Genomic DNA, 13,941 nt, shown 5'->3' on the forward strand with positions numbered 1-13,941 from the left:
CGCGTCTCAGTTCGGCGCGACCGTGACGGTGTAGGAGGTGGCGTTGTCGCTCAGCGCCGGGTCCTTGTCCTTGGAGCCGGGGACGACCAGGGCCGAGCCGGGCAGCGGGCCGCCCGGCGCGTCCTTGGACACCGTGAGCGGCAGCCGGTACTCGGCCTCCTGCTTCGGCTTCAGCCCCTTCGGCACGTCGCACCGCAGCAGCTGCGGGGCGCCCTGCGCCGGATCGCCGAGGGCGACGATCGCCCGGCCCGCCGGGGCCCCCTCCTCCGGCGCGGCGGCGTTCTTCTCCGGAGCCGCGGCGTTCTTGTCCGGCGCGACGTTCTTGTTCGGAGCGGCGTTCTTGTCCGGAGCGGCGTTCTTGTCCGGAGCGGCGTTCTTGTCCGGAGCGGCGTTGTCCTTGCCCGGCAGCAGGGTGCACCCCTTCGGCAGGATCTTGCCCAGCGTGGTGAACAGAGGCGTGACCAGGCTCAGCGTGGCCTTGTCGTTGGTCGGGCCGTTGCCCTTGTTACCGACCTTGAGGGTCACCGCGGTCTCGGCGCCGCGCGCGGCGGCCGCGTTCCCGGCGACCTGGTAGAGGTCGGCGGCGGGCGCCTGGCGCGGCGATCCGGCCAGCGCCGCGCCGGCGGCGCCGACGGTCACGGCGGCGGCTCCGGCGCAGAGCGCGATGGTGCGCACGAGCATGGAATTCCCTCTTTCGCATTCGAGCCGAAATGGAACAGTTCGGCGAGCGAATGCGTCACCGAACTGTCCGCTCCATACCCGGGGCGCGATATGACAAACGCCGGAACCATTCCCGCATGATCATCAAACGGGAACAATAAAGGGCTTTTGAGGGTAGATTCCGGGCGCGGTCACCAGGGCCCGTACGGCCCCATGTTCGACCCGCCGCGCTTGCCGCCCTTGCCGCGGAACGGCTTGACCGCCGGGCGCACGTCGGCGAGGTAGACCGCGGCGGCGATGAACGCCGCGACCGGCAGGATGCTCAGCAGCATCGCGATGGGCGAGGCGCCGCGGCTCGGCATCACCGCGACGGCGAGGCCGACGACGGCGGCGACCGTGAGCAGGATCGTCCACAGTTTCTTGCTCTGCTTGCTCGCCGCCGCGTACGCGTTGCCCGGCACGAGCAGCGAATCGACCAGCGCCCACGCCTCCATCGCGAACGCGATGATCAGCAGCAGCCAGAAGAAGTAGTCCAGCACACTGAATCCCGCCACCGGCGATCAACGCTCCTGCCCGTCTCAGGCGGCGCCGGGGCGCCGCGCGATCCTGCCGTCCCTCGACAGCCTAGGGGCAACCGCCCCTCGCCTGGGAAGACGACGGGGCCCGGCCGGGAATTCCCGGCCGGGCCCCGTCGTCGTGCCGCGGGCGCGCGCCTTACTTCTTGGTGCTGCTGGCGGGCGACTTGGCCTGCTGCTGCGCCGTCTTCTTGGTCTGCGCGGCCTTGGTCCTGGACGCGGGCTTGGCGGCGTCGCCGGCGGCGACCGCCGCGACGCCCTCGGCCGAGCCGGCGACCTCGGCGGCCGTGCGGTGCACGACCTTCTTGCCGCGCTCGGCGAGCTCGTCGACGAGCTCGAACGCGCGGGTGCCGAAGTGGGTGGCGTAGGCCACCGCGGCGCCGGGCAGGTCCTTGACCTCGATCTTGTCCTGCAGCTTGGAGACGTTCTCGCGGGCCTCGCCGCGGTACTTGTCGACGTTCTTGCGGACCTCCACGCGGTACCGGTCGACGGTGCCGCGGACCTGGCCGCGGTACTTGTCCGCGGTCTGCAGGGCGTCGCCCTGGTACTTCACGACGGTCTCGCGGGCCTTGACGACCTGCGTGGGGACCTCGCGGATCTTCTCCACCGCGAGGTCGCCGACGCCGGCGACGGTGTAGACGGCCTTGTTGTCGCGGAAGGTGCTGGCAAGCGTCATCCGACCTCATCCTCTCTTAGGGGCTCGTGTGTGACACCGGTGGCTTCGTTCTCCTTGCGGAACGACTCGTAGATGTCGAGCAACACCTGCTTCTGCCGCTCCGTGAGGAGCAGGTCGGCCCGGATGGCGGCCGACACGTCGGTGTCGGCCTCACGGTCCTCGAGAATCCCGGCCTGCACGTACAGCGCCTCGGCGGAGATCCGCAGACCCTTGGCGATCTGCGCCAGGATCTCCGCGCTCGGCTTGCGCAGGCCGCGCTCGATCTGGCTCAGGTACGGGTTGGAGATCCCTGAGACGTCCGCGAGCTGACGCAGCGAGATCTTGGCCCGCGTGCGCTGCTCCCGGATGTACTCCCCGATGGAGCCGACCTTCGAACTTGCCATGTCTCCACCTTGCGTCATGGTGCTTGCAATTGCAAGCACCCCAGCTAGCACTTCGGCGGTGATGCCGCTCACAACCTCGGCATACATGATGTCAGGGCTGTGAAAGTGCTAGCTGAGGGGTGCCGGAAGAGGCTCAGGAGACCGCCGAGGCGGGCCGCACGGACGCACCTCCAGGCAGGCCGCACAAGGACCACTTCAAACAGACGCGATTGTTTATAAGACCTTGGCGGTGATCCCGTTCACACTGGGCGACGCCGCCGCCCACCGGCGGCGATCCCGTGAACGAGGAGAACCATGCCCCAGACCGCCCTCATCCGAAGGCTGCGCGGCGTGCCCGCCGTCGCGCTCGGTGCCGTCCTCGCCGTGACCGCCCTGCCCGGCGGGCCCGCCTCGGCGCGCGAGACCCCCGTCCCGCCCGGGCAGGACGCCTTCTACCGGCCGCCGTCCCCGCTGCCGGCCGGACGGGCCGGGGACGTCATCCGGAGCCGGGCCTCCAAGCTCGCGATCTCGCCCACCACCAAGGCGTGGCAGATCCTCTACCGGACCGCGAACGCCACCGGCGCCCCGATCGCGGTGTCCGGCACGGTGCTGGTCCCGCCGAAGCCGTGGACCGGCCCGGGCGCGCGCCCGCTGGTGTCCTACGCGGTCGGCAGCCGGGGCATCGGCGACTCCTGCGCCCCCTCGTACACGATGACCACCGGCCTGGACGCCGAGCACGGCGTGGACTACGAGTCGTACCGGATCAACGACCTGCTGAACAAGGGCTGGGCCGTCGCGGTCACCGACATGGAGGGCCTCGGCACGCCCGGCCCGCACACCTACACCGTCGGCAGGTCCCAGGGCCACGCCGTGCTCGACATCGCCCGCGCCGCCGAGCGCCTGCCCGGGACCGGGCTCGGCGCCGGCTCCCCCGTCGGCGTCGTGGGCTACTCCCAGGGCGGCGGCTCCGCGGGCTGGGCGGCCGAACTGGCCGGCACCTACGCCCCCGAGCTGAACCTCAAGGGCGTCGTCGCCAGTGGCGTCCTCGCCGACGCCGGCGCCGTCGGGCGCTCCCTCGACGGCACCATCGGCATGGGCCTGGCGTTCATGGCCTCCGTCGGCTACGACGCCGCCTACCCGGAGCTGAACCTCGGCAAGTACCTGAACGACGCCGGCCGCAGGCTCAAGGCCGAGCAGGGCGAGGTCTGCGTGTTCAGCGTCAGCGGCGTCGGCGCGATCGCGAACACCGCGTTCCGCCACATCAAGGACTACACCACGTCGAGCCCGCTGGACTCCCCGGCCTGGCAGGCGCGGTTCAAGGAGAACAGGCTCGGCGGCGTCAAGCCCACCGTGCCGGTCTTCCAGGCCCACGCCCGGCTGGACGAGGCCCTCCCCTACGCCCAGGCCGACGCCCTGCACCGGGACTGGTGCAGGCTCGGCGCGAACCTGACCTGGAAGACCTACGAGGCCGTCGACCACATCCTCGGCTTCCTGCAGAACTGGCCCGACACGGTCGGCTTCATGACCGACCGCTTCGCCGGCAGGCCCGTCAGGTCCAACTGCTGACCCCCGTGCCGCCGGCCCCTCGCCGCTTCAGGAGACCGCTGAGGCGGGGACCGTCCAGGTGTTGCAGACGCCGAGGCCCCGCCCCCGGAAGCCGCGGGCGACCCAGCCGGCGTAGTGCCGCCCCGAGCCGTGGTCGCGCTCGGCGACGGGGCGGCGGTCGTCGCCGCGGCCGCGCACGTCGGCCATCAGCGCCTCGTACTGCGCCCGGGTCATCGGCAGCGAGTCGCGCTCGGCGCCGAGGAACGCCCCGGCCAGGCACTGCGCCTGCAGCTCGATGCGGCGGCTCGCCTCGTTGCGGGCCGTCACGTCCTCGCTCTGCATCAGCCGGTTGCCGCGCTCCAGGATGCCCGCGCTGTCCTGGACGTGGTGGCCGTACTCGTGCGCGATCACCCGCGCGAACACCGCGTAGTGCGACAGCGGCTCGTCGCCGGAGGTCGCGACGACGTCGCGCAGCCCGACGTACATGGTGTTGTTGGCCGGGCAGTAGAACGCCGACGCGCCCGGGCTCGGGTAGTTGCCGCACGGGCTGCGGCCCGGCTGCTCCCAGAACACCCGCCGGGGCGGGTCGAACGGGGCGCCGATCCTGCCGAACTGGGACTTCCAGGAGCCGTCCAGGCAGTCGCTCAGCGTGTTCATGAAGCGGCGCATCGACTCGGCGCCGGCGGCGATCGCGGGCAGCCGGCAGCGGACGGAGGTGAGCGACCCGGAGGCGTACAGCTTGCGGTCGGTGCCGGCCGCGGCCTGCCGGACCGGGCCGCCGCCCGCGCCGGGACCGGCCCCGGCGCCGCCGGCGACGCGCCCGAACGCGGTGAGGCCGAGGACGGTCAGCACGCCGACGACGGCGAGCGCGCCGATGATGCCGGCGATCGTGCCGCCGGCCGAGCGGCGCGGCGGGCGGCGCGCCGGGACGTACTGGTAGCGGGGCCCGTAACCGGGTCCGGGAGAGGGCAGGCCGTACGGCGGGACCTGCGGCGGCGCCGGAGGCGGGGCGGGCGGGGGGCCCCACGGGGGTTGATGACCTGCCATAGCCGAAAATCATTGCATGCCCTGCGCGCTACGATTGCCGCCCATGTCGTGTCTTGCGACGCTGCGTCGCTTGCGGATGACGTCCGCCGCCCTGGTCACCGCCGCTCTCGTGCCGCTCGCCGGGGCCGTCCCGGCCGGCGCGGCGGAGGCGCCGGCCCCCGCCCCGGCCGCGCTCGGCGCGGCCGCCGCCGCCGGGCGGGTGATCCAGGACGAGGTCGTGCTGACCGTCGCGCACGGCGGCGTCGCGCACGCCCGCGAGACGATCGCCTACCGGTTCGCCGGCGAGCAGGAGCTGTCGCGGCGGTTCGTCACCCGCTCGCACGACAGCATCACCAAGGACCGGCTCTACAAGCTGGAGAACATCCGGGCGAGCAGCCCCGACGGCGGGCCGACCCGCGTCACCACCTCGGTCGACGACACCGAGACCGTGCTGAAGGTCGGCGGGTCCGGCGCGGTCACCGGTACGCACAAGATCGTGCTGGAGTACGACGTGCGCGGCCTGGTCACCCCGATCGGGGCGACCGAGGAGGTGCGCTGGCCGGCCGCCGGCGGCTGGGGCGTGGCCGTCGACGACGCCCGCGTCACCGTGGTCTCGGCCGCGCCGATCCGCAGCGTCAACTGCTTCGCCGGGCCGCTGCAGAGCGCCATCGGCTGCAGCCAGTACTCCATGAGCCACAGCCGCACCGAGGGCCGCTTCGACCAGCAGGGGCTGCTGCCCGGTGAGTACCTCACCGTGGTGGCGGGGCTGCCCGGCGGCGCCACCGGCGGCAAGCCGCTCTTCGAGCGGCGGCACACCGTCGCCACCGCGTTCTCGGTGAACGGCGTCACCGCCGCGGCGCTGCTCGGCCTGCTGATCCTGCTCGGCGGCGGGTTCGTGCTGCTGTACCTGCTGCGCGGCCGGGACGCCCGCGTCGTGGCCGGCAAGGCCGCCGAGGGCGACCAGGCGCCGGTCGCGGGCGCGGGGTTCGAGCCGCCGGACGGGGTGCGCCCCGGCCAGATCGGCACCCTGGTCGACGAGCAGGCCGACGTCATCGACGTCACCGCCACCATCGTGGACCTGGCGGTGCGCGGCTACCTGCTGATCGAGGAGGAGGACCGCGCGGTCACCGGGAAGCTGGACTGGACGCTGCGCCGGCTGGACCGCCCCGGCGGCGAGGACCTGCTGGCCTACGAGCGGGTGCTGCTGGACGCGCTGTTCACCGAGGCCGACGGGTCGCCGCGCCGCGCGGTGAAGCTGTCCGACCTCGGCGGTACGTTCGCCACGCGGCTGGCCAAGGTGCGCTCGGCGATGTACGACGACGTCGTGGCGCAGGGCTGGTTCGCGCGCCGGCCCGACACCGTCCGGTCCCGCTGGACGATCGCCGGGCTGGTGCTGATCGTGCTCGGCGTGGCCGGCACGGTCGCGCTGGCGCTCACCACCGACTTCGCGCTGGCCGGCCTCGCCGTGATCATCGCGGGCGCGGCGATGGCCTACGGCGGCCAGTACATGCCGGCCAAGACCGCGCGCGGCTCCACCGTGCTCGCGCACACGATCGGCTTCCGCGCGTTCCTGGAGCGCGGCGAGCTGCCCGAGGGCACCGAACCGGCCTCCCAGCAGCGCATCGCGCTGTTCTCCCGCTTCCTGCCGTACGCGGTGGTGTTCGGCACCGTCCCGACCTGGGCCGGGATCGTCAAGGACGCGGGCGAGCGGGCCGAGGGCGCCGACAACCTGTACTGGTACGAGGGCCCGGCCGAGTGGGACCTGTCGGGGTTCGCCGAGTCGATGCGCACCTTCGTGCTGGCCACCTCCGGCTCGATCTCCCAGTCCCGGGGGATGTGAGCCGGCGGGGTTGAACCGCTCCGGCCGGGTAGGGGTCCCGGCCTGGAGGTGGTTCGCATGTCCGCTGTCATGGCCTCGATCGTCTCGGCCACGGGTGGTTCGTCGGCCTCACCGCTCGGTTCGGACTACTGGCTGGTCCTGGCGCCCGTGATCATCGCGGTGGTCCTGGTGGCCGCCATCCTGCTGACCCGCCGCGCATCGCGCCGGGGCGTGCCGGACAAGCCCCCGGAAGGGGACAAGGGAGCGCACCGGGGCGCGGTGCAGGGCGGCGTGATCCAGGGCAGCCCGTCGCAGCGCAACCGGCGCGACGAGGCCCCGCGCCAGGACTGAGGCCCCCTCCCGCGGCGACCGCCGGCGCACCCCCTCCGCGTCCGGGACGGCCGCCGCGGGAGGGTCCCTGCGGAAGTAAGATGTCTGACATCTGACTTCTGGAGGTCCCATGTCCCTCACCCCGGTCCCCGGCGGGTCGACCGTCGACGCCGTGCTCGACCAGCTCCAGGCCGAGGTCAGCGGCGGTTCCTGGCCGGTCGGCGAGCGCATCCCCGGCGAGCTGGAGCTGGCCGCGCGGCTCGGCGTCAGCCGGCCCGCGGTGCGCGAGGCGATCCGCGCGCTGACGCACGTCGGCGTGCTGGAGGTGCGCCGCGGCGACGGCACCTACGTGCGCAGCGGCGCCGACCCCCGGCCGCTGCTGCGCCGGGTCGAGCGCGCGTCGCTGCGGGACGTGTTCGAGATGCAGCTCGCCTACGACGTGCAGGCCGCCCGGCTGGCCGCCCGCCGCCGCACCGGGGCCGACCTGGAGCGGCTGGACGCGCTGCTGCGCGCCCGCGCCGAGGCGGGCGGCGCCGACGAGTTCGGCGCGGCCGACGCCCGCTTCCACCTCGGCGTCGTGGAGGCCACCGGCAACCCGGTGCTGATCGAGGGCTGCCGGTTCTACCTGCGCCGGCTCGGCGAGTCGATGAGCGCGCTGCGGCTGGACCGGGAGCTGCCCGAGGCGTCCCAGGAGGCGCACCGGGCGGTGCGGGACGCGGTCGCCGCGCGCGACGAGGAGGGCGCCGCCCGCGCCGCCGCCGCGATCATCGAGCCGACGCTGGCGCTGCTCGAAGAGCTGATGGCGGCCGAGCGGGCGGAGCGGTGACGGCCCGCCGCACCGCCTCCCTCGGCGGGCTCGTGCTGATCGTCCTGGTCGCGCTGAACCTGCGGCCCGCGATCACCATGGTCGGCCCGCTGCTCGGCCCGGTCCGCGCCGACCTGCACCTGTCGGGGGCGGCGGCGGGCGCGCTCACCACGCTGCCGCTCGCGGTCTTCGGCTCCTACGGGCTGCTCGCCCCGTTCCTGCGCCGCCCGCCGCGCGGCGAGACGCTGCTGGTCGCCGCGATGGCGCTGCTGGTCGCCGGGCTGCTGCTCCGGCTGCCGCACGCGCCGTTCTTCCTGTTCGCCGGGTCCCTGGTCGCCGGGATCGCGATCAGCATCGGCAACGTCGCGATGCCCGCGCTCATCAAGCGGGACCATCCGGGCGCGATCACCGCCGTCACCTCCGTCTACTCGATCGCGCTGACGATCGGCGCGGCGACGGCCTCCGCCGTCGCGGTGCCGCTGGCGGACCTGACCGGGGGCGGCTGGCGGGCGCCGCTCGCGCTGCTGGCCGTCCCGGCCGCGCTCGCCGGGCTCGCCTGGCTGCCCCGCGCGCTGCGGACCGCCCGCGCGGCCCGCGGCGCGCCCGCCGCGCCGGTGGCGCGGGGCGCGGCGGCGGCGGTCTGGCGGTCCAGGCTGGCCTGGCAGGTGACGGCGTTCATGGGCCTCCAGTCGCTGCTGGCCTACGTGGTGTTCGGCTGGCTGCCGACGATCTGCCAGGACCGGGGCATGGCCGCCGCGCCCGCCGGCTACGTGCTCGCGCTGTCCAGCCTGACGCAGGCGGCCGGGTCGCTGGCGCTGCCCGCGCTGGCCCGCCGGCTGCGCGACCAGCGCCCGCTGGTGCTCGCGGTGGCGGCGCTGAGCGCCGCCGGGTTCGCCGGGATCTTCTGGGCGCCGATCGGGACGGTGTGGCTGTGGACGGTCGTGCTCGGCCTCGGCCAGGGCGTGGCGTTCGCGCTGGCGCTGTCGTTCATCGGCCTGCGCGCGCACGACGCGGCCGCGGCGGCGCAGCTGTCGGCGATGGCGCAGGGCGTCGGCTACCTGATCGCCGCGGCCGGGCCGCTCGCCATCGGCGCGCTGCACGACGCCACCGGCGGCTGGACCGTGCCCGCGGTGGTGCTCCTGGCGGGCGTGGCCGGGCTGGCGGTGCCGGGGCTGGCCGCCGGTCGCGGCGGTGCCGTGGTGGGCGCCGCCGCGACCGAGAATATGCCTGCATTGCGGTGAAATGAGGTAAAGCGGCCCGCGGCCGGACCAGGTCCGGCCGCGGGCCGTCCCATGTCCGGGTGAAGTCGGGTCACCTCCCGGCAATAAGCGACTTTCGCCCCATTTTTCGCTGCTTACCATTGGCGCAACAGGCATGCTCCGGGACAGCGATTCTCGAGGAGGCGGACCGGATGGACACGACGACGCTGCTGGCCGGCGCCACGCCGGTGGGCGACGAGGCGGTCCGGCTGATCCTGCCGGTGGTGGCCGCGCTGGCCCTCATCAGCTGGATCGCCCTGGTCTTCAGGGGATTCATGGCGACCCGGCACACCGTCGGCCGCAGGCCCGACCAGTCACCGCACCGCGGCCCCATCGAAGGCGGCCTCTACCGCTACTCGCCCGGAATGTACTCCCACAGCTACCCGCCGGGCGCCGTTCCCGAAATGCGCGAGAACCCCGAGACGGCCGCGGAAACGCCGGCGAGGAAGGCGCCGCCGGATTACGTGCCGGTCCTGGAGAGGCCGGCGAAGCGGGAACGCCACGTCCGGGCCTGACCGCCCGGACGGGCCCCGGCTCAGAAGATCCCCGGCGCGACCCGGACGGCTCCGACCACGTCGTCGCCACCGTGCAGCGTGGTGATCGCGAGCTCCTCCAGGTCGCGCTCGGCGGACTCCCCGATGCCGAGCGCGCGCAGCAGCGCGACGGTGACGGGCAGCCGGGCCCGCATCGCCCCGTCGTCGATCTTGACGACGCCGGCCCGGCCGTCGGCGAAGGCGAAGGCGTCCACGCCCTCGGCGCCGCACTTGACCAGCAGGCCCGGCACGGCGTCCATCAGCAGCCGCTCCTCGCGCCGGGTGCCCGAGGTCCACTCCGGGTGCGCGCGCATCGCGTCGGCCAGGCGCCGCTCGGGCGTGCCGGGCGCGGCCAGCACCAGCGCGCGGAAGGCGCGGGCGACGCCGGTCGCCGAGATCGCGAACAGCGGGGCGCCGCAGCCGTCGACGCCGACCGCGACGGGCTTCTCCCCCGACATCTCCTCCACCACCTCGCGCACGCCCACCTGGAGCGGGTGCTCGGCGTGCAGGTAGCCCTCGGTGGGCCAGCCGGCCACCACGCAGGCGGCGAGCATCGCGGCGTGCTTGCCCGAGCAGTTCATCCGCAGCCGGTCCGGGCCGCCGCCCGCGGCGGCGTGCCGCAGCGCGACGCGGTTCTCCATCGGCCACTGCGCCGGGCAGCGCAGCGCGTCCGCGCCGAGGCCCGCCCTGGCCAGGATCCGCTCGGCGCCCTCGACGTGGAAGTCCTCGCCCGAGTGGCTGGCCGACGACAGGGCGAGCAGCTCGCCCTCCAGCTCCAGCCCGGCGCGCAGCGCCGCGACCGCCTGGAACGGCTTGTTCGCCGAACGCGGGAAGATCGGGTCGTCGGGCGCCCCGGCGCGGACGGCGACCAGGCCGTCCGCGCCGAGCCCCACCGCGCTGCCGCGGTGCCACGACTCCACGAACCCGGAACGTTCCACCTCGACCAGCACCGGATTGATCCGCACCTGTCCCCCTTGGCACTCAGTGATCAACCCTCAGGATAAACGGCGCGATTCACCAGCTCAGCGGCGCTTCACCCCGAGCAGCTCCCGGGCCTGCGCGACCGGCATCGGCGGCCGCTGCGCCAGCTCGGCGGCCTGCGCGGCGCGCGCGACGAGCTCGGCGTTGGCGGTCACCGGCCGCCCCTTGGCGAGCGTCAGGGTGTCCTCCAGGCCGACGCGCAGGTGCCCGCCCGCCGACAGCGCCGCGAACATCACCGGCAGGCTGGTGCGGCCGACGCCGGTCGCCGACCACGTCGCGCCCTCCGGCAGCGCCTGGACGGCCGCGACGAGCGTGCGGGCGTCGCCCGGCATGCCGCCCGGCACGCCCATCACCAGGTCGCAGTGCACGTGGCCGCCGAAGGGCGGGCCGTACTTGTCCAGCAGCCGGTGCAGCAGGGCGATCTGGCCGAGGTCGAACAGCTCGAACTCCGGGACGATCTCCAGCTCCTGGGTCCGCTGGTACAGCTCCGCCATGAACGGCCAGGGGTTCATGAACACGTCGTCGCCGAAGTTGACCGTCCCGCAGGTGAGCGAGCAGCCGTCCGGCGCGGCGTCCAGCACCCGCAGCCGGTGCTCGTAGGGGTCGGTGACCGCGCCGCCGGTGGACAGCTGGACGATCAGCCCGGTGCCCTCCCGCAGCGCCGCGACGGTCTCCCTGAGCCGCCCGAGGTCGAGGGTGGGCCGCGCGTCGTCGTCGCGGATGTGCACGTGCACGACGGCCGCACCGGCCGCCTCGCACTCTTTCGCCGTCTGTACAAGCTCGTCCAGGGTGACCGGCAGGGCCGGCACGTCCGCCTTGGCGGACTCGGCGCCGGTGGGCGCCACCGTGATGAGCGTCGTTGCTCCCATAGGGGGCAGAATGCATGCTCATGAGGGCGGTAGTCCAGCGGGTGGGTCAGGCGAGCGTCACCGTCGAGGGTCGCGTCGTGGGCGAGATCGAGGGGCCGGGGCTGCTGGTCCTGGTCGGGGTGACGCACGACGACACCCCGGAGCAGGCCCGCAGGCTCGCGGCCAAGCTGTGGGGGCTGCGGATCCTGGCGGGCGAGAAGTCGTGCTCCGACCTCGGGGCGCCACTGCTGGTGATCAGCCAGTTCACCCTGTACGGCGACGCCCGCAAGGGCCGCCGCCCCACCTGGATCGCCGCCGCGCCCGGCCCCGTCGCCGAACCGCTGGTGGACGCCGTCGTCGCCGAGCTGCGCGCGCTCGGCGCCAAGGTCGAGACCGGCGTCTTCGGCGCCGACATGCAGGTCGCCCTGGTCAACGACGGCCCGATCACGCTGGTCCTGGACGTCTAAAAGCCATAGAAGGCGCAGGTCACCGCGGTGAGGGTGCCCACGGCGGCGGTCAGGATCATCAGCCGGTCGGTCTGGGCGAGGCGGCCGCGGACCGACGGGGTGTAGACGACCACGCCGGTGTCGCGGTTCGGGTCGGGCGGCGGCGCGGGCCTGCGGCCGCGCGGGTTGCGGCGGCCGGCCAGGCGCCACAGCGCGTCGTTCTTCACCCGCTGGTGCTCGGGGCGGCAGGCGAACAGCCGGCCGCGGGCGGGCTCGCGGCACGAGTAGCCCTGCCGCGTCATGATCCGGCAGATCGTCGGGACCAGCACGAACTGGTACAGGCACCACAGCAGCAGCCCGGCGAGCGCGAGCCGCCAGGAGCGCAGCCACGCCGCCGCGACGGCGATCGCGGCGAAGCCGGCCCACCACAGCAGCGCCGACTCGCGCCGCGGGCGGCGCCTGCGCCCCGTCGCGGCCTTCCTGGCGGCCGGTGACTCGTTCTCCGGGCTCGCGACCATCGACCCACTCCCCTGGCGGTGGCGGACGCCTACGCCAGACGAGTTTGCCCGGGCGAAAGAAGTTTTACGCCCTGTTTGCTCCTTGCCGCCGAAGTTCGATCTTGACGTTGGCGCCGGTGTCGGGCGACACCACGACCTCCTGCGCCGCCGCCACGCCGCCGGCCAGCAGCTCCACGTCGACCGGGGTGTTCCGCTTGACCAGCGCCAACGCGACCGGGCCGAGCTCGTGGTGGCGCGCCGCCGTCCCGACGAACCCGATGGTCCTGCCGCCCGGGATCTCCACCGGGTCGCCCTGCGCGGGGAGCCGGTCGACGCTGCCGTCCAGGTGCAGGAACACCAGCCGGCGCGGCGGGCGGCCGAGGTTGTGCACCCGCGCGACGGTCTCCTGCCCCCGGTAGCAGCCCTTGTTCAGGTGGACGGCGTCCTCGATCCAGCCCATCTCGTGCGGGATCGTCCGGTGGTCGGTGTCCAGCCCGAACCGCGGCACGTGCGCGGCGATCCGCAGCGCCTCGTACGCCCACAGGCCCGCCGGGCGCAGCCCCTCGGGCGCCGCCAGGGCCTCGCGCGCGACGATCCGGGTGACCAGGCCCGCCACGTCCGGGAAGGCGAGCTCGCCGGGCAGCGCGGCCGGCCCGGTGATCACGGCGTACTGCTCGGTGACGTCGGCGACCTCGACGCGGAGCATGAACCGCATCCGGTCCAGGAACTCCACCAGCGCGGGCGCCTCGCCCGGCTCGACATGGCCCCAGACGGTCTCGCCGTCGTCGACCAGGTGCATGTGGTGCTCGACGTGCCCGTTCGGGCTGAGCAGCAGCGCCTGCGTCGGCGTGAACGGCGCCAGGTCCTGGACGTGCTGGCTGAGCAGGCTGTGCAGCCACTTCAGCCGGTCCGGGCCCGTCACCGTGAACACGCCGCGGTTACTGCGGTCGGTGAACGCGGTGCCCGCTTCCAGCTCGCTCTGCTCGTGCATCGGCTCGCCGTAGTGCGCGGCGATGTCCTGGTCGGGCGCGTCGGCCGCGACGGCCCCGGGCGTCTGCAACAGCGGGCTCTTCATGAGAGCCAGACTATGCGCCCTGGCAGGCCTTGCAGCGGCCGTACACCGTGAGGTGGTGCACGTCGGTCTCGAACCCCGACCGCTCGCGCAGCGCGTCCGCCAGGCCGGCCGCCGCCGCCGGGTCGGCGTCCTCGGCCCGGCCGCAGCCGCGGCAGACCAGGTGGATGTGCTCGGCCTCGATCGCCAGGTGGTAGTTGGGCGGGCCGTGCCCGAGATGGGCGTGCTTGACCAGCCCGAGCTCCTCCAGCAGCTCCAGCGTCCGGTAGATCGTGGAGATGTTGACGCCCTGCGCGGTGCGCTGCACCTCGGTGCAGATCTCCTCCGGGGTCGCGTGCTCCAGGTTCGTCACCGCTTCGAGGACGAGCTGCCGCTGCGGGGTGACCCGGTAGCCCTTCGCCCGTAGCTCCTGCTGCCACGTCTCGGCCATGCCCCGAGTGTATTTGTCAGCGGAGGCTCCATGACCGGCCGCACAACGTGGGGCGAACGCGTTCCCCCGGACCGGCC

General features: G+C 73.9%; 17 protein-coding genes. 7 read left to right on the forward strand and 10 right to left on the reverse strand.

The window, feature by feature from the left end; genetic code table 11:
* Window positions 1–6: 6 nt before the first annotated feature.
* The 4 genes from ACRB68_RS12235 to ACRB68_RS12250 form a co-directional block, all read right to left on the reverse strand.
* The gene (locus ACRB68_RS12235; RefSeq protein WP_153532649.1) at window positions 7–681 is read right to left on the reverse strand and encodes a hypothetical protein; all 675 of its coding nucleotides are present in this window, start codon (window positions 679–681) and stop codon (window positions 7–9) included.
* A gap of 170 nt (window positions 682–851) precedes the next feature.
* Window positions 852–1,214, reverse strand: coding sequence for a DUF2516 family protein (locus tag ACRB68_RS12240; RefSeq protein WP_328594113.1), 363 nt, complete (start codon window positions 1,212–1,214; stop codon window positions 852–854).
* A 160-nt stretch (window positions 1,215–1,374) separates the two neighbouring features.
* Window positions 1,375–1,911, reverse strand: a complete 537-nt coding sequence (locus tag ACRB68_RS12245) for a hypothetical protein (RefSeq protein ID WP_153532650.1) — start codon at window positions 1,909–1,911, stop codon at window positions 1,375–1,377.
* Window positions 1,908–2,366 carry a helix-turn-helix domain-containing protein gene (locus ACRB68_RS12250; protein WP_328594114.1) on the reverse strand — a complete coding sequence of 153 codons (459 nt, stop codon included), beginning with the start codon at window positions 2,364–2,366 and terminating at the stop codon, window positions 1,908–1,910. Before ACRB68_RS12250 ends, ACRB68_RS12245 begins: the two co-directional genes overlap by 4 nt.
* Window positions 2,367–2,588: 222 nt before the next feature.
* Between ACRB68_RS12250 and ACRB68_RS12255 the strand changes: the two genes are divergently transcribed.
* On the forward strand, window positions 2,589–3,839 hold the full coding sequence (locus ACRB68_RS12255) for a lipase family protein (protein ID WP_153532651.1): 1,251 nt from the start codon (window positions 2,589–2,591) through the stop codon (window positions 3,837–3,839).
* Window positions 3,840–3,866: 27 nt separating this feature from the next.
* Here ACRB68_RS12255 and ACRB68_RS12260 read toward each other — a convergent pair whose 3' ends face one another.
* Window positions 3,867–4,865 (reverse strand): neutral zinc metallopeptidase, encoded by a 999-nt coding sequence (locus ACRB68_RS12260; RefSeq protein WP_153532652.1) that lies wholly within the window; start codon window positions 4,863–4,865, stop codon window positions 3,867–3,869.
* 76 nt (window positions 4,866–4,941) lie between these two features.
* Here ACRB68_RS12260 and ACRB68_RS12265 point away from each other — a divergent pair, with 76 nt between their 5' ends.
* From ACRB68_RS12265 to ACRB68_RS12285, 5 genes are all read left to right on the forward strand, one after another.
* On the forward strand, window positions 4,942–6,684 hold the full coding sequence (locus tag ACRB68_RS12265; protein WP_235959498.1) for a DUF2207 domain-containing protein: 1,743 nt from the start codon (window positions 4,942–4,944) through the stop codon (window positions 6,682–6,684).
* A 57-nt stretch (window positions 6,685–6,741) separates the two neighbouring features.
* Complete coding sequence (locus tag ACRB68_RS12270; protein WP_153532654.1) at window positions 6,742–7,014, forward strand: hypothetical protein; 273 nt, start codon at window positions 6,742–6,744, stop codon at window positions 7,012–7,014.
* A gap of 109 nt (window positions 7,015–7,123) precedes the next feature.
* Window positions 7,124–7,819, forward strand: coding sequence for a FadR/GntR family transcriptional regulator (locus ACRB68_RS12275; RefSeq protein ID WP_153532655.1), 696 nt, complete (start codon window positions 7,124–7,126; stop codon window positions 7,817–7,819).
* The gene (locus tag ACRB68_RS12280) at window positions 7,816–9,039 is read left to right on the forward strand and encodes an MFS transporter (RefSeq protein WP_328594116.1); all 1,224 of its coding nucleotides are present in this window, start codon (window positions 7,816–7,818) and stop codon (window positions 9,037–9,039) included. The genes ACRB68_RS12275 and ACRB68_RS12280 overlap by 4 nt, the downstream gene beginning before the upstream one ends.
* 170 nt (window positions 9,040–9,209) lie before the next feature.
* A complete protein-coding gene (locus ACRB68_RS12285; protein ID WP_153532656.1) occupies window positions 9,210–9,572 on the forward strand; it encodes a hypothetical protein in 363 nt (120 codons plus the stop codon).
* Window positions 9,573–9,592: 20 nt separating this feature from the next.
* Here ACRB68_RS12285 and ACRB68_RS12290 read toward each other — a convergent pair whose 3' ends face one another.
* Complete coding sequence (locus ACRB68_RS12290) at window positions 9,593–10,555, reverse strand: asparaginase (RefSeq protein WP_328594117.1); 963 nt, start codon at window positions 10,553–10,555, stop codon at window positions 9,593–9,595.
* Window positions 10,556–10,612: 57 nt separating this feature from the next.
* On the reverse strand, window positions 10,613–11,440 hold the full coding sequence (locus ACRB68_RS12295; RefSeq protein ID WP_153532658.1) for a BKACE family enzyme: 828 nt from the start codon (window positions 11,438–11,440) through the stop codon (window positions 10,613–10,615).
* A 20-nt stretch (window positions 11,441–11,460) separates the two neighbouring features.
* Here ACRB68_RS12295 and dtd point away from each other — a divergent pair, with 20 nt between their 5' ends.
* Entirely contained in the window at window positions 11,461–11,886 is a 426-nt protein-coding gene (gene dtd, locus ACRB68_RS12300) for a D-aminoacyl-tRNA deacylase (RefSeq protein ID WP_153532659.1), read from the forward strand.
* On the opposite strand, the gene ACRB68_RS12305 is transcribed toward dtd, so the two are convergent.
* From ACRB68_RS12305 to ACRB68_RS12315, 3 genes are all read right to left on the reverse strand, one after another.
* Window positions 11,883–12,383, reverse strand: coding sequence for a hypothetical protein (locus ACRB68_RS12305; RefSeq protein ID WP_153532660.1), 501 nt, complete (start codon window positions 12,381–12,383; stop codon window positions 11,883–11,885). The two genes, dtd and ACRB68_RS12305, sit on opposite strands and share 4 nt — an antisense overlap.
* A 64-nt stretch (window positions 12,384–12,447) precedes the next feature.
* Window positions 12,448–13,437, reverse strand: coding sequence for a CAF17-like 4Fe-4S cluster assembly/insertion protein YgfZ (gene ygfZ, locus ACRB68_RS12310; protein WP_153532661.1), 990 nt, complete (start codon window positions 13,435–13,437; stop codon window positions 12,448–12,450).
* A 10-nt stretch (window positions 13,438–13,447) separates the two neighbouring features.
* Complete coding sequence (locus tag ACRB68_RS12315; RefSeq protein WP_153532662.1) at window positions 13,448–13,864, reverse strand: Fur family transcriptional regulator; 417 nt, start codon at window positions 13,862–13,864, stop codon at window positions 13,448–13,450.
* Window positions 13,865–13,941: the final 77 nt, after the last annotated feature.

The sequence above is a fragment of the Actinomadura macrotermitis genome, assembly GCF_009604375.1.
In the GTDB taxonomy this organism is placed as follows: domain Bacteria; phylum Actinomycetota; class Actinomycetes; order Streptosporangiales; family Streptosporangiaceae; genus Spirillospora; species Spirillospora macrotermitis.